Below are 21,102 nucleotides of genomic sequence, written 5' to 3' on the forward strand. Positions count from 1 at the left end.
CCGACGCATGCGACGAGGTGACGGATCGACACGGAGCGGCGGAGTTTTCCCGCTGCCGCCCGGCCTGCGGGTATGGACGACGACCTCATCGACCAGGCCGGGACCTCGCTGTCTCGGTACACTAAGCTCCCCGGCACGGGGTTCTTCTATCCCGACTCGCTCGACGACGAACGTGCGGAGCGCCGCGCTCGCGAGACCATCGAGGACAGCGAGGCCGTCGTGATCGCCGACGGCGACGCCGACGGTCTCGCCTGCGCGGCGATGGTCCGCGAGGCCCACGACGCCGCCCTCGACGTGGCCGACTTCGAGGCCGACATCGCGGAGCGCAGCGCCGAGGACGACGAGACCGAGACGGAGGAGAATGTCGAACACGACGGCGACGACGGCGATGACGGCAGCGACGACGTCGACAGCGACGACGCCGACGACCCCACGGCGGACGCCCACGCGCAGTCGCCGGTGGGGCTGGTTTCCGCCGGGCCGTACTCGCTCGACACCGCCCTCGAGCGCGTCGTCGCGTACGCGGACGACGGGATCGACCTCTACGTCTGTGACCTGTGTCCCGACGAGTTCGAGCCGATCGCGGACGTGCTGGACGCGCTCTCGGAGTCGTGTGCGTCGATCCGGTGGTTCGACCACCACCAGTGGGACGACGCGGTCGCGGCGGCGGTCCGCGAGCGGGGCGTCGACCTCGTCGTCGGCGAGTCCGACGAGGAGTGTACGGCCGACGTGACCCTCCGGTCGCTGGAGCACGACTTCGAGGACCGGTGGACCGAACTCGCCGCCGTGACCCGCGATCACGACCTCTGGATCAAGGACGACCCGCGGTCGGACGACTTAGCCGACTACTCCTACTGGTCGGGGGGTGAGGAGTACGCGACCGTGATCGGCGCGTACGGCGCGGACCTCCCCGAGGTCGTCCGCGAGTACGTCGAGTCGCGCCGGGTCGAGAAGGCCGCGCGGATCGACGCCGCCGTCGACCGCGCCGCCGTCCACGAGGTCGGCGACTGGCGCGTCGCGGTGACGTACGGTCGGTGTTCACAGAACGAGGTCGCCGAGGCGCTACGCGAGCGGGGAGCCGACGCCGCCGTGATCGTCAAGCCGGCGGGGTCGGCGTCGATCCGCGGCTCCGAGGACTTCCGGCACGCCCACGAGGTCGCCGGGAGGGTCAACGGCGGCGGCCACCCCCAGGCCGCGGGGTGTAAACCCGACATCTACGACGACATGCTGGATTACGCCCACCACTGGACGACGGAGGGACAGGCGTGTAAACGCGTGATCCTCGCGGCCTTCGAGGCCGTCGCGGAGGAGGTTGAGGCGGGCGAAGCCGAGGAGGCCGACGAGGCCGGCGAGGCAGACGAGTCGGTCGCTGACGACGACCAGTAGGGCGACGAGAAACTCGCGCTGCGTGGACTCGCGGAACGTCGCCTACGACGAGGACGGCGACATCGAGATGTTGAGGCTCTTCTGGACCAGCTGGGTGAACGCCATCGAGCAGAGGAAGTACCAGACGATCCACATCTGGATGGGGCCGACGAGGCCGGCGTCCCACGTGACCGTGCCGGCGAGCGGGACGACGAGCTCCTGGGCGGCGATCGCGGGGTATGCGGGGTCGGAGCCGCGGTAGCCGATGACCCAGAACATCCAGAGGAACGCCGGGATGGTCAGGAACATGATCCACACCATCGGGCGGAACTGCTCTTTGAACATCCCGAGCTGGTCGCCCATCGCGTCCATCTGCTCCTCCTGGATCGCGTCGAGCGCCTCCTGGTCGTCGCGCTCTTTGGCCTCCTTGCGACGCTCCTGGATGTCCTTCATCCGGTCCTGGTACTGGCTCATCTTCTCCATGTCCATCAGCCCCGCCCGCAACAGCGTGGAGTAGAGGCCCGTCCCCAACGCGATCACCATGATGATGACGTAGAAGGGGACGAGCTCGATCAGCGGCCCCAACACCAGGTCGATCGCGCCGGCGATGACGTTCCGGACGGGCGGGACGGCGTAGCCGACGAACGCGCCGACGGTCGCCAGCGCCGCCAGCTTGTCCCACTTCGTCCACGAGGTGGTCTCGGGTGTCTCGACGTCGCCGCCGCCTCCGGAACTGCCGTCGTCGGACAGTCCCGCCTCGATCCCTTCGCGATCGGCGAGCGCGAACCCGGTCTCGCCGTCGACGAGAACCTCCTTCTCGATGAGCCGTCCCCACTGCCCGCTCGTGATCTCGTCGCGGACGTCGACCCACTGGACCTCCCCGTCGGTGGCTCGGTCGAGGACCGTTTCGAGCGCGTCCCGCATCTCGCCGTCCTCGGTGACGAGCGAGCGGACCCGCCGTTCGACCTTACTCATTATCGGGCGGTTAGCGGTCGACGGTTAAGAACCTTGTAGGATCGTCGTCGCGGATCGGCGAGGGCTATCGCCCTACGACGACCGCGACGAAGGCGGCGACCGCTCCGTGACGACCCGGCCGGTCACTCCTCGACGACGTCGCTGATCCGATCGAAGACCTCGTCGGGGGTCGCCTCACCGTCGACCTCCTCGAGGACGCCCTCCGCGCGGAAGTGCTCGATCACGGGCTCGGTGTTCTCGGCGAACACCTCGAGTCGCTCGCGCGCGGTCTCCTCGGTGTCGTCCTCGCGCTGGATAAGCTCGCCGCCACACTCGTCGCAGACTCCGGCCTCCTCGGGGGGCTGGAAGTCGACGTGGTAGTTCGCGCCGCACTCGGTACACACTCTGCGGCCGGTGAGTCGGTCGACGAGGACCTCGTCGTCGACGTCGAGGAGGACGACGGCGTCGAGCTCCGTGATCTGCGAGAGGTACTCGGCCTGCTCGAGGTTCCGCGGGTAGCCGTCGAGCACGAACCCGTCGGCGTCCGCCAGGGCGGCCTTCACGATCTCGTTGACGACCGGGTCCGGGACGAGTTCGCCCGCCTCCATGAACGATCGGGGCGTCCCGTACTCCGTCTCCATGTCCTTGTTCGCCCGGAGCGCGTCGCCGGTGGTGACGTGATCGACTCCGTACTCCTCGGCGAGTTTCGCGCTCTGTGTCCCCTTGCCGGCGCCCGGCGCGCCCAGAAGCAGGATCCGGTGGCTCATACCGAGGCGGTCACTCCGCGCGCATAAAGCCTTGAAGATCCGCGCCGGTCACCACTTGAAGGACCGAGTCGGTCATCGCTTGAAGAACCGGGCCGGTCACTCGTCGCCGCCGAGCCGCCGTTTCACTCGGTCCGCGTGCGCATCCGCGAGGCGGGTCGGCTCCGGCAGCTTGTAGCCGGCACACAGCGCCGCGACGAGGTCGACGGCGGTCTCCGGTGAAACCCGGTGACCCGGACTCACGTACAGGGGATTCACCCGGCGACTGTTCGGGTACTGTCGAGACTGGTACGCGTGCCCGACGACGGGCAGGTCGGTCCCCGGCGGATCGGTCCCCACGTCGGCATCGTCGCCGGTCCGGTCCTCGTCGAGCCCGCCGACCCGCTCGACCGAGTCGTCGGCGCGGATCGGGGTCGACCACCCCTCGGGCCGCTCTCCGACCGGCTCGTCGGGCTCGCCACAGAGGAGGCTCTTCGCGACGCCGACGCTCGGCAGGTCGCAGATCACGCCGATATGCGTCGCGATCCCGGCCTGCCGGAAGTGGATCCGCCCGGAGCCGTCACAGACGAGGAAGTCGGGCGCGACGGAGAGGTCCTCGAGCGCCGCGAGCATCGGTTCGCCCTCGCGGAACGCCAGGAGTCCCGGCACGTACGGGATCGAGAGCGGCGTGACCGCCTCCGCGTACTCGACCACGCGCCCGCCGCGGAACGCGACCGCGGCCGACACCGCCTCGTCGCGCTCGGGACGGAACGCCTGGTCGACTCCGACGACGACCGGCGCATCGGGGTTGGCGTCGAGTTCCCCGAGAGCTTCGGTTCTCGCGGGCGGCAGGCCCGCGGAGAGGTCTGCGGGCTCGTCGAACGCGACGGCGTCGGGTCCGAAGCCGAGGTCGTCCACGAACGTCGCCGACGCCGCCAACTCGCGCTGGAGCGACTCCATCTCCTTGCGCGACCGATCCGGATCGGGGAGGAACTCCGGTCGCGCGAGGGCGTCAGTGTCGATCCCCGCCGGCGGCGACATTCAGAACCGCCCGCCGGGGCCGCCCGGACCGCCGGGGCCACCCGGTCCGCGGACGCGGCCGCCGCCCATCGAGACCCCGCCGGGACCGCCCGCGCGGCTCGCGAGGTCCTCGTTGCGCGCGCCGAACGCGAGGCCGATCGCGAACCCGATCAGGTGGGCGACGTGGGCGATGCCGCCGACGCCGCCCGCGCCCGTCGATATCACGAGGAACGCGGAGATCAGCGCCACCCCCCACGTGAGGTACTTGAGCTTCATCGGGACCACGAAGAACAACAGGATCTCGAGGTTCGGCCGCCACACCGTCAACACGCCGAGGATCGCGAACGTCGCGCCACTGGCCCCGAGCACGCCCACGAGCCCGCCCGTTCCCAGCACGAACAGCACGTGGCCCAGCCCGGCGAGGACGCCCGAGACGAGGAAGAAGCCGAGGAACTTCCGCGAGCCGACCGCGCGCTCGACGAGCGGGCCGAAGAAGAACAGCACGATGCTGTTGCCGAGGATGTGGTACAGCCCGCCCCGCGAGTGCGAGAAGACGGAGGTGACCCACGTCCAGACGTTGCCCAGCGCGTCCGACCGCAGCACGAATATCTGGCTGTGGGCCGCCTCGCCGAGCGTGAGCGTCACCGCCCACTGCGCCACGAAGGTGAGCCACATGAGCGCGAGCAGCACGTACGTGGCGTTCCCGCGGAAGTAGCCGAGCAGGCCGCCCGTTCCCGTCTCGCGTTCGATCCGCCGTTTCACCCGACCCGCGACGCCGTCGTCGGCATCGGCGCGGTTGCCGCCCTCGACACCGTCGTCGAAGCCGCTGTCGAAGACGCCGCCGGGGTCGTTCCACTCGGCAAGCCCCGGACAGTCGTGGTTCTCCGGCAGGCGGTGGTCCGCACAGAACGTCCGCCCACACCGTCGACACTGGTACGGGAGGTTCTCGTACTCCCCGCACTTCTCGCACGTCGCCATTACCGCCCCTTACGGGGGCGGTCCTAAAGCGGTTTGGCTCTCTATCGGGTCGGGGACTTCCCTTTCCGACCCCGGAGGCGACCTCCTTCGCGACTCCGAACTCGTCTACTTCGCGATCTTCGCCTCGAACTTCTCGCGCACTTTCTCGACCTTCGGCTGCGCGTGGAAGGTACAGTAGGCGTCGTCGGGGTTCTTCGCGAAGTAATCCTGGTGTTTCTCCTCGGCGCGGTAGAACGTCTCCAGCGGCTCGAGTTCCGTCACGACCTCGTCGTCGTACTCCTCGTCGAGCGCCTCGATGTACGCCGCGGCGCGCTCGCGCTGGTCCTCGTCGTGCGCGAGGACGATGGAGCGGTACTGGCTCCCCACGTCGGGACCCTGCCGGTTGAGCTGCGTCGGATCGTGGATCGTGAAGAAGGCCTCAAGGAGGTCGTCGTAGCCGACGACTTCGGGGTCGTACTCCACCTGGACGACCTCCGCGTGGCCGGTCTCGCCGGTACACACCGCCCGATACGTCGGGTCCTCCGCGTGTCCGCCGGCGTAGCCGGAGGTCACCGACTCGACGCCGGAGAGCTCCTCGAACGCCGCCTCGATACACCAGAAGCAGCCGCCGCCGAACGTCGCCGTTTCGAGGTTATTCGTCATGGGTCCCGATAGGGGCGCGAACCCCTTAAACACCGTCCGAGCGACCTCGGTCGAACGAGCCGGTCGCCGTCGCCGAACGGTAAACCTTTGCCGCCCCCCCTCCGAGCCGTGGTATGGTCTCGCTGGGACTGGTGGTGGCGCGGTTCAACGGCTCCGTGACGGAGCCGATGGCCGAGGCCGCCAGAGAGGCGGCGGCCGAGCGCGACGCGGTCGTCGTCGACGAAGTGAGCGTTCCGGGCGCGTACGACAGCCCGCTCGCCGCCGACCGCCTGGCGCGGCGCGAGGACGTCGATGCGGTCGCCGTCGTCGGCGCCATCGTCACCGGCGACACCGACCACGACCGCGTCATCGCGAACGCGACCGCCGAGAAGCTCACCGACGTGAGCCTCGACCGCGACACGCCGGTCACCTTCGGCGTGAGCGGTCCGGGGATGTCCGGCGCGGAGGCGCGCGAGCGGATCGGCAAGGGCGCGGACGCGGCCGAGGCCGCGATCGACCTCGCGGAAGCGTTCGACTGAAAGACACCGGCGACCCCACCGAACACGACAATGACCGACGCATACGACTACTCCGACCGGATCGGACGTGTAGAGCCCAGCGCGACGCTGGCGATATCGAACCTGGCCGCCGAGAAGGAGGCGGAGGGAGCGGACATCGTCGACCTCTCGGTCGGCGAGCCCGACTTCGACACCCCCGAGAACGTCGTCGAGGCCGGCAAGGAGGCCCTCGACGCCGGCCACACCGGCTACACCTCCTCGAACGGGATCGCGCCGCTCCGGGAGGCGATCGCCGGGAAGCTCCGCGACGACGGGATCGACGCGAGCGCCGACGAGGTGATCGTCACCCCCGGCGGCAAGCAGGCGCTCTACGAGACGTTCCAGACGCTGATCGGCGACGGGGACGAGGTCGTCCTTCTGGACCCCGCGTGGGTCTCCTACGAGGCGATGGTGAAACTCGCCGGCGGCGACCTCACCCGCGTCGATCTGGCCTCGCACGGCTTCCAGCTCGAGCCCGCCCTCGAGGACCTCGCCGAGGCGGTCTCAGACGACACCGAGCTCCTCGTCGTCAACTCCCCGTCGAACCCGACGGGCGCGGTGTTCTCGGAGGGCGCGCTCGAGGGCGTCCGCGACCTCGCGGTCGAACACGATCTCGCCGTCATCTCGGACGAGATCTACGAGCGGATCGTCTACGACGCCGACCACGTCTCGCTCGCGAGCCTCGACGGGATGGCCGACCGCACGGTCACGGTCAACGGCTTCTCGAAGGCGTACTCCATGACCGGCTGGCGGCTCGGATACCTCCACGCGACCGAGGAGTTCGTCGGAGAGGCGGGCAAGCTCCACTCGCACTCGGTGTCGTGTGCGACCAACTTCGTCCAGCGCGCCGGGATCGAGGCGCTCGAGAACACCGACGAGGCGGTCGAGGAGATGCGCGAGGCGTTCGCCGATCGACGCGACCTGCTCGTCGACCTCTTCGAGGAGCACGGCGTCGACGTCGACGTCGGCGACGGGGCGTTCTACATGATGATCCCGGTCGGCGAGCCGCGAGCGGACGACGCCGACTGGTGTGAGCGCGCGATCGAGCAGGCTGCCGTGGCCTGCGTCCCCGGAAGCGCGTTCAACGCGCCCGGATTCGCCAGAATATCGTACGCAGCGAGCGAGGAACGGCTGCGCGAGGCCGTCGACCGGCTGGTCGCGAACGACCTGCTCTGAGCGGCCGGATTCGACCCGCCGGGGCCGTTTCACCGCCGATCTCGCCGGTGGGATTTTATATACCCGTGCGGATGATTGGTTTGGTGACGACATGTACAAGCACATACTGTATCCCACGGACGGGAGTGCCGGCTCCGAGGCCGCGATAGCACACGTACGGGAGATCGCCGAGGCGTTCGACGCGACGGTTCACGTGTTACACGTCGTCGACACGCGCCAGTTCACGCTCGGGATGAGCGGTAACTACATCTCCGGACCGAAGAGCTACTCGAGCGATCGACCCTCCGAGGACGAGCGGAAGCGCGAGCTCGAGGAGCGCGCCACGCCGTTCGTCGAGGAGCTCGCGGCCGACTTCGAGGGGATCGAGACGGTCGCCGCGGTTCGGGGCGGGAACCCCCACGAGGTCATCCTCGAGTACATCGACGAGAACGACATCGATATGGTCGTGATGGGGACCGAGGGCCGTTCCGGAGTCAAGCGCTACCTGTTGGGCAGCGTCTCCGAGAAGGTCGTGCGGCTCGCCGATCCGCCCGTGGTGACGGTTCGCGCCGACGCCGACGACGAGGGAGAGTAACGGAACGGTCCGCCGTTCCGAAACCCTTACTCCCGGTCCGTCGTACCATCGCGTATGACAGACAGCTCGGATCCCGACGGCGATCCGGCCGGCTCCGGCGGGGAGGAGGGTGCCGCCGGAGCGGCCGCCGTCGACGGCGGTTCCGCCGGTCCCGTCGTCGACGCCGACGAAGTAGAACACGTCGCCGAACTGGCCCGCGTCCGTCTCGAGGAGGGCGAGCGCGAGGAGTTCACGGACCAGTTCGCGGAGATCCTCGAGTACTTCGAGGCGCTCGATGAAGTGCCCGACCTCGACCGCGAGGAGGACCTCGTCAACGTGATGCGCGAGGACGATATCGAGGAGGGACTCACCCAGGAGGAGGCGCTCTCGAACGCCGCGGAGACGGAGGATGGCTTCTTCAAGGGGCCGAAGGTGTCCTAGATGGCGGACGAGTACGACGCGTTCATCACCGAGGAGACGATCGAGGGCGACGCCGAGGGACGGCTCGCGGGAACGACCGTCGCCGTCAAGGACAACATCTCGACGGCGGGGGTCCGGACCACCTGCGGCTCCGAGATGCTCGCCGACTACGTCCCGCCCTACTCCGCGACCGTTGTGGAACGATTGACCGACGCGGGCGCGACGATCGTCGGCAAGACGAACATGGACGAGTTCGGGATGGGCACCACCACGGAGACCTCCGCGTTCGGCCCGACGAGGAATCCGATCGATCCCGAGCGCGTGCCCGGCGGCTCCTCCGGCGGGTCGGCAGCGGCGGTCGCCGCGGGCGAGGCCGACGTGGCGCTCGGTTCGGACACGGGCGGCTCCGTGCGCTGTCCGGCCGCCTTCTGTGGAGTCGTCGGGATCAAGCCCACCTACGGGCTCGTCTCGCGGTACGGGCTCGTCGCGTACGCCAACTCGCTCGAGCAGATCGGACCGATCGCGGGCACGGTCGAGGAGGCGGCGGAGGCGCTGTCGGTCATCGCGGGACCGGACCCGAACGACGGGACGACGCGGGATCCGACCGACGCCGAGGACGCCGACGCGACCGTCCCCGAGGGCGGATACGCCGCGGCCGCCGACGGCGACGTCGACGGGTTGACCGTCGGCGTTCCCACCGAACTCTTCGAGGGGGCCGACGAGCGAGTCGTCGAGACGGTCGAGGCCGCGATCGCCGACCTGGAGGCACAGGGAGCGGAGACGATCGAGGTCTCGCTCCCCTCGGTCGAGCACGCGGTCCAGGCGTACTACGTGATCGCGACGAGCGAGGCCTCCTCGAACCTCGCGCGCTTCGACGGGGTGCGCTACGGCCACCGCGCCGAGGGCGACGGCAACTGGAACGAGTCGTTCGCGGAGACCCGCGAGGCGTTCGGCGCGGAGGTCAAACGCCGGATCCTCCTCGGGACGTACGCGCTCTCGGCGGGGTATCACGACAAGTACTACGCGAAGGCCCAGGACGCACGCGAGTGGGTCCGTCGGGACTTCGATGACGCCTTCGAGGACGTGGACGTGATCGCGTCGCCGACGATGCCCGTCCTCCCCTTCGAACTGGGCGAGAGCCTCGACGACCCGCTCCGAATGTACCTCGCGGACGCGAACACGACTCCCGCCAACCTCGCGAACCTGCCGGCGATATCGGTGCCCGCGGGCGAGGCCGACGGGCTTCCGGTCGGGCTCCAACTCGTCGGGCCGAAGTTCGACGAGGCGACCGTGATCCGCGCGGCGAGCGCGGTCGAGGACCGATGAGCCTGACCGACGAGGAGCTGGACCGCCTCGCCGACGTCGTCCGTCTCCAGCCGACGAAGAACTCCGAACTCGAGGAGGCGTGGGGCGTCGACGGCGGGAGCGAAGTCCATCGATACCTCGAGAACCACCTCAAGGAGTACTACTACCGCGACGACGACAGCCTGATCCGAGCGACCGCGGAGGCGAACGACCTCGTCGACGTCGAGCCCGGCATCGAGGCGGACGCGGTTGCGAGGGGAGCCGCCCCGGACACGATCCGCGTCCCGGAGCTCGAAGCGCGGGTGTTCGCGGTCGTCGCCGGCCCGGACGAGCGCTCGCAGTCGGTCGTGAGCGTCCTCGAGGCCCTCCGGGAGACGTACGAGATCGACCCCGACGTGGGGGAGGTCCGCCGCGCGCTCCGGAGCCTGGAGCGCAAGAACGTCGTCGAGGTCGTCTACCGGACGGTGCCGACGTTCCGGCTCGCGGTCGACCGGGACGCCGTCGAGGTCGAGATAACGGAGTAGCGGGCGACGAGGTGGGCTCGCCGCGACGATCGGCCGGACCGCGAACCTCAAGGTTCAATGCGGGCGAGCGAGTGGAACGGATATGACCGATCAGGAGCTCCGAAAGGAGGCACACGACCTCGACGTCACCGTCTGGGTCGGGAAGGGCGGCATCGACGCGGTCGTCGACGAACTGTCGGACCAGCTCGACGACCGCAAGTTGGTGAAAGCGAAGTTCCTGCGGGCCGCCCGCGGCGGAACGTCGACCGATGAACTCGCCGACGAACTCGCCGAGGCGGTGAACGCGGACCTCGTCGAGACGCGCGGGAACACCGCCGTCTTCCACTGATGGCGGGGTCGATACCCGGCGCCTCCGGGGCGCTTGAGCCGTACCTCGGACCGGCGACCGATGCCGTGCTCGCCGCGGCGACCTTCCTCGCGGTCGTCGTCGTGGCCTACGTCGTGAACAAGGCCGTCGTCGGACCGCTCCTCTCTCGCGTGTTCGACCGGCGAGGACTCGACGACCACGCCCGCCGCCCGCTCCGGAAGATCGTCGCCTTCGTCGTGCTCTTCGCCGGCGTCACGGTCGGGTTCAGCGTGGCCGGCTACGGCGACTTCCTGCGCTCGGTGGCGACGATCGCCGCCGCGGCCACGCTCGCGATCGGCCTCGCGATGCAGGACGTGCTCAAGAACTTCGTCGCCGGCGTCTTCATCTACACCGACAAGCCGTTCCGAATCGGCGACTGGATCGAGTGGGACGGGAACTCGGGCATCGTCGAGGACATCTCTTTCCGGGTCACTCGCGTCCGGACGTTCGACAACGAGCTGCTCACGGTGCCGAATCACGTGCTCACCGGCGGCGTGATCAAGAACCCCGTCGCGAAGGGGCGGCTCCGCCTGAAGTTCGTCTTCGGGATCGACTACGACGACGACGTCGACGCGGCGACGGAGATCATCGTCGAGGAGGCCGAGGCACACGAGGGGATCCTCGAGGATCCCGCGCCGTCGGTGCGACTGAACGAGCTCGCCGACTCGTACGTCGGGCTCCAGTCGCGCATCTGGATCGACGACCCCTCCCGGGCGGATTTCGTCCGGGTCCGCGCCGAGTACGTCCAGGCGGTCAAAGAGCGGTTCGACGAGGAGGACATCACGATCCCGTTCCCGCAGCGGACCGTCTCCGGCCGCGACGCGTGGTCCGAACCGGAGTCGTTCGCCGGCGAGCCGTAGCCCGCGTCGTTCGCCGGCGAGCCGTCGCTCGCCCGCCGGTTGCGGTTCCCTTCGACCGTCGGGGATAGAAATCCACTTGTAAGTCCGTCCAGTGGGTGCCCCCATGCACGTGGTCATCGTCGGTGCCGGCGAGGTCGGTACGAGTATCGCCGCGAGCCTCGCTTCCGACCACGAGGTCGTCGTCGTCGACGTCGACCCCGACCGCGCCGAACAGCTCAAGTACGAACTCGACGTGCTCACGATCGCCGGCGACGGGACGGCATCCGGGATCCAGACGGCCGCGAACGTCGACGAGGCGGACATGATCATCGCCTGTACCGACGACGACCGGACCAACCTCGTGACCTGCGGGACCGCGAAGACGCTCGGGGACGGCTTCACGATCGCGCGGGTGAAGAGCACCGAGTACCTCCGGACGTGGGAGGGAAACGAGGGCGCGTTCGGCGTCGACTTCATGGTGTGTACCGACCTCCTGACCGCCCAGAACATCGTCCGCGTCATCGGCCTCCCCGCGGCGATCGACGTCGACCCGTTCGCGAGCGGGCTCGTCCAGATGGCGGAGTTCGAGATCGCCGCGGAGAGCCCGGTCGCCGGACAGACCGTCTCGGAGGCCGACCGGTTCGAGTCGCTGACGTTCGTCGGCCTGTTCCGCGACGGCGAGATGATCATCCCGCGCGGCGACACCGACATCGAGGCGGGCGACCGCGCCGTGGTGATCGGGAGCCCCGAGAGCGTCCAGTCGTTCGCGAACGACGTCGCGCCCGACACCACGCCGGACCGTGCCGACGAGATCGTGATCGTCGGCGGCAGCGAGATCGGCTATCAGACCGCCCGGCTGCTGGAGGAGCGGGAGTTCACTCCGCGGCTGATAGAGCAGGACGCCGACCGCGCGCGCACGCTCGCGGAGGACCTCCCGAACACGATCGTGATGGAACACGACGCGACCGACACGGAGTTCCTCTCGAGGGAGCACGTCGACGAGGCCGACATCGTCGTCACCGCGCTCCGCTCGGACGAGAAGAACCTGCTCGTCTCGGTGCTCGCCAAACGGATGGGCGTCGACCGCGTGATCGCGGTCGTCGACAGCCCCGACTACGTCACCGTCTTCGAGGAGATCGGCATCGACATCGCGATCAACCCCCGCACCGTCACCGCCGAGGAGATCACCCGGTTCACCTACGAGAGCATCGCCGAGAACATCGCGGTGTTGGAGAACGACCAGGCGGAGGTCCTCGAACTCGAACTCACCGAGGGGTGCCGGTTCGCCGGCCGGTCGATCGCGGAACTCGTCGAGGAGATCGACGCCCGGTTCGTCATCGGCGCGATCACCCGGAACCACGCGCTCGTCACCCCGCGGGGGGACACCGTCCTCGAGCCCGGTGACCACGTCATCCTGCTCGTGGACTCGAACTCCGTGAGCGAGATCGCCTCCATGGCCTGAGTCCGTGGCGGGATCCAGGATCCGGGTCGGGTGGCAGGCGAGCGTCGGACTCACCGGCGACGTCCTCGCGGCGCTCGTCGTTCCCCTGTCGTTCCCGCTCCTGCTCTCCGTCTACTACGCCGAGCCGTCGCTTCCCTTCCTCGCCGCCATCACCGTCACCCTCGCGCTCGGGGCGCTGTTCCGGCGCTTCGGGGACCCGGAGGTGAACCTCGGTCCGCGCGAGGCGTTCCTCGCGGTGGCGCTGATCTGGCTGCTCGTCGCCGCCGTCGGCGCGATCCCGTTCGTCGTCGCCGGCGTCGGGACGATCGCCCACCCCGTCAACGCGATGTTCGAGGCGATGAGCGGGCTGACGACGACGGGCGCGACCGTCCTCCGTGACTTCTCGCTTCACTCCCGATCCGTGCTGATGTGGCGGCAGGTGATCCAGTGGCTCGGCGGGCTGGGAATTCTGATCTTAGCGACCGCGGTGCTCTCGGAGATCGGGGTCGGTGGGGCCCAGTTGATGGAGTCGGAGTCACAGACCCAGGACGTGAACAAGCTCACGCCGAAGATATCCCGGACGGCACAGCTCATCTGGAGCCTCTATCTCGGGCTCACCGCGCTCGCGGTCGCGACGTACTTCCTGCTCGGGCTGGCGTTCGATCCCCGAATGGACCTGTACAACGCGGTCGCCCACGCGTTCACCTCCGTCGCGACCGCCGGGTTCTCGCCCGAACCGCTCTCCGTCGGCGCGTTCCACCCGGTCATCCAGTGGGCGGTCGTCCCCTTCATGGTCGTCGGATCGACGAGCTTCGTGCTCATCTACTTCTTCATCAACGGCGAGCCGATGCGACTGTTGCGCAACGAGGAGTTCCACTTCTATCTGGGCGCGCTCGGGTTCTTCTCGTCCGTCGTCGCGCTCGCGCTCTTTCTCGACCCCGCGACGGCGTTCGGACTCGAGGGGACGCTCCGACACGCCGTGTTCAACGTCGCCTCCATCGTGACCACGACGGGGTACGCCAGCACCGACTACGTGCTGTGGGCACCGGCGGCCAAGCACATGCTCTTCGCGTGTATGTTCGTCGGCGGGATGGTGGGGTCGACCACGTGTTCGATCAAGTCGCTGCGGTGGCTCGTCGCGCTGAAGGCGTTTCGGCGAGACCTCTATACCGCGATCCACCCGGACGCGGTGCGGCCGGTTCGGGTCACCGGAAAGCCGGTCGACGAGGAGGTCATCCGCGACATCTACGGGTACCTGCTCTTGAGCATCGTGATCTTCTTCCTTCTCACCGTCGTGATCGTCGTCGACGCCGAGCGCGCGGACCTCCGGGTCACGGAGTTCGAGGCGATGGGCGCGGCCGCGACCACCTTCCTCAACATCGGCCCCGCCTTCGGCGAGGCCGGCCCCTACGGTACGTTCGCGTCCTTCTCGATGACGACCCGCGGCGTGATGATCGTCCTGATGTGGATCGGCCGGATCGAGATCATCCCGGTTCTCGTGTTGTTCACGAAGGCGTTCTGGACGTCGTGAGGCGGCGACCGTGAGGGCGTTCACCGTCGTCGTACTCCGGTCGTTCGTGGCGGTATCGACGGCTACTTAATGGCCCCACGAACACTCTCGATCCGTTCCGTCGGCGGGGCGCGACCATGACACGAACCATCGACACGCGGGCGACGCTCAGCTACATCGGGAGTATTCTCAAGTACCTCTCGGTGGCGATGCTCGTTCCCCTCCTGATCGCCGTGATCTACGCCGAGGACGTCTGGGTGTTCGCCGCGTCGATGGCGATCGGCGTCTCCGCCGGTGCCGCGCTCGAACGGCTCGATCCCGACCCCGATTTGGGTCCCCGCGAGGGGCTCGCGGTGGTCGCGCTCGCGTGGCTCGCCGCGGCGTTTCTCGGCGCGATCCCGTACGTTCTCGCGGGCTACGGCACGGCGTCGGCGCTCGGCCATCCCGTGAACGCGCTGTTCGAGTCGACCAGCGGGTTCACGACGACGGGCGCGACAGTGACCGCCGAGATCAGCTTCGAGCGACACTCACACGCCGTGTTGATGTGGCGACAGCTCACCCAGTGGCTCGGCGGCATGGGGATCATCGTGTTGATGATCGCGATCCTCCCCGAACTGGCGGTCAACGGCGCACAACTGATGCGTTCCGAGGCACCGGGGCCGGACCTCCAGAAACTCACGCCCCGGATCGCCGAGACCGCCCGCGCGCTCTGGGTCATCTACGTCGCGTTCACGGCCGCGCTGGTCGCCGTCCTGTACGCGCTTCACCTCGTCGGGCTCGCGCCGAACATGGACCTGTACAACGCGATCGCCCACGGCTTCTCGACGCTGCCGACCGGCGGGTTCTCGCCGGAGGCGGACAGCATCGCGGCGTTCTCCCCGGTCGTCCAGTGGACGTTCGTCCCGTTCATGGTCCTCGCGGGCGTGAACTTCGCGCTGTTCTGGTACGTCCTCCGCGACGAGGCGGCCCGGCTGTTCGAGAACACGGAGTTCCGCGTCTATATCGGCGCGGTAGCCCTGATGAGCGCCGTCCTCTCGATCGCGCTGTTCCGCGGCGGCGCCCCGCCGACCGAACTCGGCGGGGTCACCGCGGGCGTCACGGAGAACGCCCTCCGACAGGGGGTCTTCCAGATCGCGTCGCTTCTGAACTCCACCGGGTTCGCGACCGCGGACTTCGCACAGTGGGAGACACACACGAAGTTCCTCCTGTTGTTCGCGATGTTCATCGGCGGCTCCGCGGGTTCGACCGGCGGCGGGATCAAGGTGATCCGATGGCTCATCCTGTTCAAGACGCTCCGCCGCGAACTGTACACGACCGCGAACCCCGACGTGGTCCGGCCGGTCCGGCTCGGCGGCGAGGTGGTAAACGAGGAAGTCATCCGCGGTATCTTGGTGTTCACGCTCCTGTACTTCCTGCTTTTCGCGTTCGCCGCCGTGTTCATCGAACTCGACACGACTCGCGTCGGCGAACCGCTCACCGGTCTCGAGGCGATCGCCGCCTCGCTCGCGACCATCGGCAACATCGGACCGGGACTCGGGCCGCTCGGCCCGTTCGGGACCTACGAGCTGCTTCCCGACACGACGAAGCTGCTCATGGTCTTCCTCATGTGGATCGGGCGACTCGAGATCGTTCCCGTGCTCGCGCTGTTCGTCGCCGGCATCGACGACTGATGAGGCGCGCAGTCCGAGTCGATGGAACCTCGGGGGCATCTTCTTAAGTGCCGACTGGGCTATTGTCGTACATGACCGGAACCGACGACGCTATCGGACGGAACCTGCTCGGACACGTCCTCCTCCCGATCGCGAACGAAGCGGACGCGTTGGCGACGGCGAGGGCGCTCGAACCGTACGAACCCGAACGGGTGACGGCCCTCCACGTCGTCGAGAAGGGGGGAGGGGTACCGGACAAGACGCCGGTCGAACAGTCGGAGGAGTTGGCGGCGGAGTCGTACGCCGCGGTTCGAACGGTGTTTCCCGACGCCGACGACCACACCGCGTACGCCCGCGACGTCGCCGCCGCCATCTTCGACGCCGCCGAGGAGGTCGACGCGAGCGCGATCGCCTACCGATCCCGCGGCGGGAACCGGCTCATGAAGTTCATCTCGGGGGACGTCTCGTTGAAGCTGGTTACGGAGTCGGATCTCCCGGTCATCACGCTCCCCCACGAGGATCCGGACGAGTGAGCGACCGCGACCCGGAAGGGAACTCCTGACCGACCGCGCGAGACGGCTCACGCGAACGCCCGCTCGAACGCCCGGACCCCGTCGTCCGTTCCGACGACGACGAGTTCGTCCCCTCCCTCGATCGTCGTCTCCGGACCCAGATCGGTCACCACCGTCTCGCTCCGCTCTATGGCCAGCACCGTACACCCGGTCTCGCTCCGGACGTCCGCCTCGGCGAGCGTCCGACCGACGAGCCGCGGTGCCTCGAGTCTGACGACCTCCACCTGGCTTTCGACGGAGAGCACGTCGCGATCCTCGAGCAGTCGCGCCGCCGACATCCGTCCGGTCACCGTCGCCAGCGAGAGCACGTAGTCGGCTCCGGCCCGATAGGTCTTCGAGACGTTGTCGTCCTCGTCGACGCGGGCGACGATCTCAGTGTCGGGCGCGGTGTCGCGGATCACGAGCGTGGCGAACTCGGTCGTGGTGTCGTCCGGCAGCGCGATCACGACGGTGTCGGTCTCCTCGATCCCCGCTTCGGCGAGCGTCTCCGGCTCGGTGGCGTCGCCCACCACGTCGACGCCCGCCGCCTCCTCGGCGTCGATCACCGTGTACGGGATCCCGGCGTCGTCGAGCTCCGCCGCGACGGCCCGGCCCACCTGACCGTAGCCGGCGATCACCGTCCGTCCGGCGGCGAACCGGCGCACCGACGACTGCGTCATCTCGACGAGCCGCTCCAGTTGCTCGGTCCGTCCGGAGACGAGGAGCACGGTCCCGCGCGTGAGCGTCGCGTTCGGCGAGGGGGAGGCGTCGAACTCGCCCTGGAACCACGCGCCGACCACGTTGACGCCGGCGCGCTCGCGGATCCCGCTGTCCGCGAGCGTCGATCCGGCCAGCTCGCCGCCGTGACGGACCGACACCTCCGCGAGCCGGAGGTCCTCGCCGATCGCGACGGCCTCGTCGATCTCCGTCCGGAGCGCCGTCGTCACCTTCGAGGCGAGCCCCCGCCCGAGCAGCGGTCGCGGCGAGAGGACGTGGTCGGCCCCGGCGAGCCGGTGGTACCGCTCCAAGTCGGGATCGTCGACCACGCTGACGACGGAGACGTCCTCGGCGAGCTCCTTCGAGGCGAGCACGATGCTCGCGTCCACCCGGTCTGAGACGTCCGCGACGAGCGCGCGCGCCTCCGGCAGCCGCGCCGCGGTCAGTCCCTCCGTGGACTCCGGATCCGCTCGGATCACTCGATGGCCGTCGCCGTACAGCTCGTCCGCGCGCTCGCGGTCGGATTCGACGATCACGTAGGGGACCCCATGCGCCTCCAACTCCTCGATGAGCACCTCCGCCCGCGTGGTGTACGAGCAGATTATGACGTGGCCGGAGATGCCGTTCTCGAGGGTCGTCGGCGCGGTCTCGGTGAACGCCGCCTCCAAGAGCGGCGTCGCGACGACCGGGAGCGCACCGACGAGAAGCGCCATTCCCAACAGGTCGGTCACGACGATGAACGCCTGCATCTGCGGGCTGTCCCACGGAGCATCCCCGCCGAACCCGGTGGTCGTGAACATCTCGACGGTGAACTGGAGCGAGTCGAGGAACGTCTGGGGACGTCCCTCGTAGGTCGCCATCCCCCACCGATAGGCGATCGCGGTCCCGACCAGCGCCACGACGAGCATGAGGAAGTAGCCGACGACCCGTCGCTGCCATCCGTTCATACGCACGGCAGGAGCGGTGCCGTGAAAAAACGTGAGCCGTCGGAGCCGGTTACGGAGCCTCGACCGGTCGCGCCGCCTCCGCACACCAGGCGTTACCACGACGGCCGGCGCGCCGGAGGTCGAGGCGGACGATCGAGCCGGCGTCCAGCTTCGACAGCTCAGCTTCGATCTCCGGGTCGTCGTACTCGACGACGTACAGCGTCCCGTTTCGCGGATGCTCACGGAGCGTGATGGTCCCGTGGTCGTTACACGCCTCGACGACCGTGTACTTGCCAGTCCGATCCATCACGGTCGGCGGTACGCCTTCGAGCGACTTAGTTATTCGACCGGTTCTCGCGGTAACGGGCCACTTTACTCGCGGCGGCGTCAACGGTGACCATGACCGAGACGGAGATCCCAGAGGATCACCCCAGATACGCGTCGCTCCTCACCAGACACCGCATCGAGGCGGGCGTCGAGAAGGGCATCACCTCGAAACAGGGACTCATCGCGCAGGGCCGCGGCGAGGCGTTCGACTACCTGCTCGGCGAGCGCACGCTCCCGAGCGCGGACGCCGCCGCCCGTGCCGCGGCCGCGACGCTGCTTTCCGCGGAGCGTCCGGTGTTCTCCGTGAACGGGAACGTCGCCGCGTTAGTCCCCGAGGAGACCGTCGAACTCGCCCGCGTCGTCGACGCCGACCTCGAGGTCAACCTGTTCAACCGGACCGAGGAGCGAATGGAAGCGATCGCCGACCACCTCCGGGAACACGGTGCCGAGGAGGTGAAGGGACTGACCGGCGACGGCGAGATACCCGGACTGGAACACGCCCGCGGGATCGTCGACGCCGACGGGATCGGCGCGGCCGACGTGGTGGTGGTCCCGCTGGAGGACGGCGACCGCGCGGAGGCACTCGCGGCGGCGGGCAAAACGGAGATCGTGATCGACCTCAACCCGGGGAGCCGGTCGCCGCGGACCGCCGCGGTCCCGATCATCGACAACGTCCTCAGGGCCGTCCCGAACGTGACGGCGCACGCCCGCGATCTGGCCGACGCGTCGCCCGCGGAACGTCGGGCCGTCGTCGACGACTTCGACCCGAACGCGGCGCTTGAGGCGGCCGAGCGGGCGATCCGCGAGGGGTCGTTCTCCGGCGACGAGGCCTGACGCTCGTCGGGATCTACCGCCCGAACTCGGGTTCGATCGCGTCGTCGTCGACGGACGACGGACCCTCGGGGTCAGAGTAGAGGTCGTCGTGGAGCGAGAACAGGTCCTCGCGGGTCGGCGTCGCGTCGACGACGACCGTCCGTCCGCGGAATCCCACCGTCGCGTCGTCGAGGGCTCCCTCGGAGTCGACGCCGCCGGAGAGCCGACGCAGGCGGTCTCGCGTGAGTCGCGTCGGATCGAGCGTCGCCGCGTATCGGAGGTCCGTTCCGCCGTCGCCCCCGCCGTCGACGCCGAGAGCGACGCCGATCGACCCGGCGGCCTCGACCGTCGCTTCGAGCGAGTCCGGCGCGCCGGAGAGCGCGGAGCGGAGCCGATTTCGCCCCGATTCCCCGAGGTTCGCATACACCGTCACGTCACCCGACAGCAGCGACGGGAGCGAGCCGTATCCGGTGGCCGATCGTTGTCCGGTGGACGATCGTTGTCCGGTGGTCGATCGTTTCCCGGTCGCCGATCCGTCCCGCGTTCGGCGGACTGCTGCGTCGACGTGATCCGCGGCGCGATCGACGTCGGGCGCGTACCCGACGACGAGTTCGGTCTCGTTGACGGCGACCGCGTACGGCTCCCCGCGACCGCGGAACCGACGAGTCACCCCGGCGGTCCGGCGGGTTCGGGCGGTCGACCAGCGTCCGCGGCCCTCGACGGCGGCCGCGAGCCGATCCGGATCGAACGACCCGCGAGCGACGACGGCTCCCTCGACGCTCGATCCCGAGAGCGCGACGCTCCCGGCGACGGCGTCGACGTCGGCGAGCGAGACGTCCGCGCGCTCCGTCGCGGCGGAGAGTCGGGTCGACCACGGCTCGGGGAGGCCGACCGTCGAGACGACCGCGGGGTCGACGGCCGCGGTGACGACGGTGTCGCCGTCGGCGATACGGCCGGCGTCGTAGGTGGCTGCCGAACCGGCCGATCGAGTCGAATCGGTCACACCGGCCGCTGAACCGCCCGCGAGGCCGGAGAGCGACGCTCCGAGGAGTCCGACGGTACCGATGCGTCCGAGCAGCGTGCGTCTGGAGGGCATCGTTTCACGGTCACGCGGGGGGACACTTAATTCATCGACTTCGGTCGGCGAACTTCCCGAGTCGGCGGTAGTGCGGCCGGATCGCCGGCGGGGGCAAGTTCAAAGTCTCTGGGCGACTACCACGCGGCATGGAACTGGACGACACGGACAGGGCGATCCTTCGGATCCTCCAGGAGGACGCCAGGACCCCCTTCTCGGAGATCGCGCGCCGGATCGACATGTCGAGCGCGACGGTCCACGACCGTGTCGGCCGGATGGAGGATGCGGGCGTCATCGAGGGATACCACGCCTCGGTGAACGCCAAGGCGGTCGGATACGGCGTCAGCGCACTCGTCGGCCTGCGCGTCGAGCAGGGTCGAAAGGAGGACGCCCTCGAGCGCCTGCGGGAGATCGATGGCGTTCGGGAGATCCACCTGACCACCGGCGAGTGGGACGTGATCCTTCGCGTGGTCGCGGAGGACACCGATCGGCTTCGGGAGCTGATGTTCGGTCGGATCGCGAACATGGACGGCTTCTCGCGGTCACAGACCATGATCGTCCTCGGAACCGACTACGAAGCCGAGGGGCCGCCGATCTGAGCCCGCGGGGAGGACTCGACGGCGGGGCGCGATCGGAACGACTCCGTCGCGCCGGGTTCCGTCGACCTCGACCGGAACTCTCAACTCCGGAAC

Annotated in this window: 23 protein-coding genes; 15 read left to right on the plus strand and 8 right to left on the minus strand. The window is 68.9% G+C overall.

Going from position 1 to position 21,102, the window contains the following annotated elements; all coding sequences use genetic code 11:
* The first annotated feature begins 72 nt into the window (after positions 1–72).
* A complete protein-coding gene (locus tag FN829_RS13175) occupies positions 73–1,386 on the plus strand; it encodes a DHH family phosphoesterase (protein ID WP_142987423.1) in 1,314 nt (437 codons plus the stop codon).
* A gap of 42 nt (positions 1,387–1,428) precedes the next feature.
* Here the strand turns inward: FN829_RS13175 and FN829_RS13180 are convergent, their stop codons facing one another.
* The 5 genes from FN829_RS13180 to msrA all read right to left on the minus strand — a co-directional run bounded on the left by FN829_RS13180 (position 1,429) and on the right by msrA (position 5,702).
* Positions 1,429–2,340 (minus strand): DUF106 domain-containing protein, encoded by a 912-nt coding sequence (locus tag FN829_RS13180; protein WP_142987424.1) that lies wholly within the window; start codon positions 2,338–2,340, stop codon positions 1,429–1,431.
* A gap of 122 nt (positions 2,341–2,462) precedes the next feature.
* Positions 2,463–3,086, minus strand: a complete 624-nt coding sequence (locus FN829_RS13185) for an adenylate kinase (RefSeq protein WP_142987425.1) — start codon at positions 3,084–3,086, stop codon at positions 2,463–2,465.
* Positions 3,087–3,182: 96 nt separating this feature from the next.
* On the minus strand, positions 3,183–4,103 hold the full coding sequence (locus FN829_RS13190; protein ID WP_142987426.1) for an endonuclease V: 921 nt from the start codon (positions 4,101–4,103) through the stop codon (positions 3,183–3,185).
* Positions 4,104–5,060 (minus strand): rhomboid family intramembrane serine protease, encoded by a 957-nt coding sequence (locus tag FN829_RS13195; protein ID WP_142987427.1) that lies wholly within the window; start codon positions 5,058–5,060, stop codon positions 4,104–4,106.
* Between the two features lie 105 nt (positions 5,061–5,165).
* A complete protein-coding gene (gene msrA, locus FN829_RS13200) occupies positions 5,166–5,702 on the minus strand; it encodes a peptide-methionine (S)-S-oxide reductase MsrA (RefSeq protein ID WP_142987428.1) in 537 nt (178 codons plus the stop codon).
* 113 nt (positions 5,703–5,815) lie between these two features.
* Between msrA and ribH the strand changes: the two genes are divergently transcribed.
* The 12 genes from ribH to FN829_RS13260 all read left to right on the plus strand — a co-directional run bounded on the left by ribH (position 5,816) and on the right by FN829_RS13260 (position 16,534).
* On the plus strand, positions 5,816–6,220 hold the full coding sequence (ribH, locus tag FN829_RS13205) for a 6,7-dimethyl-8-ribityllumazine synthase (RefSeq protein WP_142987429.1): 405 nt from the start codon (positions 5,816–5,818) through the stop codon (positions 6,218–6,220).
* A gap of 30 nt (positions 6,221–6,250) precedes the next feature.
* Complete coding sequence (locus tag FN829_RS13210) at positions 6,251–7,414, plus strand: pyridoxal phosphate-dependent aminotransferase (RefSeq protein ID WP_142987430.1); 1,164 nt, start codon at positions 6,251–6,253, stop codon at positions 7,412–7,414.
* Between the two features lie 91 nt (positions 7,415–7,505).
* A complete protein-coding gene (locus tag FN829_RS13215; RefSeq protein WP_142987431.1) occupies positions 7,506–7,988 on the plus strand; it encodes a universal stress protein in 483 nt (160 codons plus the stop codon).
* Positions 7,989–8,042: 54 nt separating this feature from the next.
* Positions 8,043–8,408 (plus strand): Asp-tRNA(Asn)/Glu-tRNA(Gln) amidotransferase subunit GatC, encoded by a 366-nt coding sequence (gatC, locus tag FN829_RS13220; protein WP_142987432.1) that lies wholly within the window; start codon positions 8,043–8,045, stop codon positions 8,406–8,408.
* Positions 8,409–9,713, plus strand: a complete 1,305-nt coding sequence (gene gatA, locus FN829_RS13225) for an Asp-tRNA(Asn)/Glu-tRNA(Gln) amidotransferase subunit GatA (protein ID WP_142987433.1) — start codon at positions 8,409–8,411, stop codon at positions 9,711–9,713.
* Positions 9,710–10,216, plus strand: a complete 507-nt coding sequence (locus tag FN829_RS13230) for a DUF5797 family protein (RefSeq protein WP_142987434.1) — start codon at positions 9,710–9,712, stop codon at positions 10,214–10,216. The genes gatA and FN829_RS13230 overlap by 4 nt, the downstream gene beginning before the upstream one ends.
* Before the next feature lie 82 nt (positions 10,217–10,298).
* Entirely contained in the window at positions 10,299–10,544 is a 246-nt protein-coding gene (locus FN829_RS13235) for a YhbY family RNA-binding protein (RefSeq protein ID WP_142987435.1), read from the plus strand.
* Positions 10,544–11,422 (plus strand): mechanosensitive ion channel family protein, encoded by an 879-nt coding sequence (locus tag FN829_RS13240; RefSeq protein ID WP_142987436.1) that lies wholly within the window; start codon positions 10,544–10,546, stop codon positions 11,420–11,422. Before FN829_RS13235 ends, FN829_RS13240 begins: the two co-directional genes overlap by 1 nt.
* 103 nt (positions 11,423–11,525) lie before the next feature.
* Positions 11,526–12,863 (plus strand): Trk system potassium transporter TrkA, encoded by a 1,338-nt coding sequence (trkA, locus tag FN829_RS13245; protein WP_142987437.1) that lies wholly within the window; start codon positions 11,526–11,528, stop codon positions 12,861–12,863.
* Between the two features lie 4 nt (positions 12,864–12,867).
* On the plus strand, positions 12,868–14,373 hold the full coding sequence (locus FN829_RS13250; protein WP_142987438.1) for a TrkH family potassium uptake protein: 1,506 nt from the start codon (positions 12,868–12,870) through the stop codon (positions 14,371–14,373).
* A gap of 116 nt (positions 14,374–14,489) precedes the next feature.
* Complete coding sequence (locus tag FN829_RS13255; RefSeq protein ID WP_142987439.1) at positions 14,490–16,022, plus strand: TrkH family potassium uptake protein; 1,533 nt, start codon at positions 14,490–14,492, stop codon at positions 16,020–16,022.
* Between the two features lie 71 nt (positions 16,023–16,093).
* A complete protein-coding gene (locus FN829_RS13260; RefSeq protein ID WP_142987440.1) occupies positions 16,094–16,534 on the plus strand; it encodes a universal stress protein in 441 nt (146 codons plus the stop codon).
* Positions 16,535–16,581: 47 nt separating this feature from the next.
* On the opposite strand, the gene FN829_RS13265 is transcribed toward FN829_RS13260, so the two are convergent.
* Both FN829_RS13265 and FN829_RS13270 read right to left on the minus strand, forming a co-directional pair.
* Positions 16,582–18,216, minus strand: coding sequence for a potassium channel family protein (locus FN829_RS13265; protein WP_142987441.1), 1,635 nt, complete (start codon positions 18,214–18,216; stop codon positions 16,582–16,584).
* Positions 18,217–18,265: 49 nt separating this feature from the next.
* Positions 18,266–18,502, minus strand: coding sequence for a hypothetical protein (locus tag FN829_RS13270; protein ID WP_142987442.1), 237 nt, complete (start codon positions 18,500–18,502; stop codon positions 18,266–18,268).
* 92 nt (positions 18,503–18,594) lie between these two features.
* Here FN829_RS13270 and FN829_RS13275 point away from each other — a divergent pair, with 92 nt between their 5' ends.
* Entirely contained in the window at positions 18,595–19,356 is a 762-nt protein-coding gene (locus FN829_RS13275; RefSeq protein WP_142987443.1) for a 4-phosphopantoate--beta-alanine ligase, read from the plus strand.
* A 13-nt stretch (positions 19,357–19,369) separates the two neighbouring features.
* Here the strand turns inward: FN829_RS13275 and FN829_RS13280 are convergent, their stop codons facing one another.
* Entirely contained in the window at positions 19,370–20,431 is a 1,062-nt protein-coding gene (locus FN829_RS13280) for a hypothetical protein (RefSeq protein WP_142987444.1), read from the minus strand.
* Positions 20,432–20,559: 128 nt separating this feature from the next.
* Between FN829_RS13280 and FN829_RS13285 the strand changes: the two genes are divergently transcribed.
* Complete coding sequence (locus FN829_RS13285) at positions 20,560–21,009, plus strand: Lrp/AsnC family transcriptional regulator (protein ID WP_142987445.1); 450 nt, start codon at positions 20,560–20,562, stop codon at positions 21,007–21,009.
* Positions 21,010–21,102: the final 93 nt, after the last annotated feature.

The organism is Halorubrum cibi, from assembly GCF_900182635.1.
Taxonomy (GTDB): Archaea; Halobacteriota; Halobacteria; order Halobacteriales; family Haloferacaceae; genus Halorubrum; species Halorubrum cibi.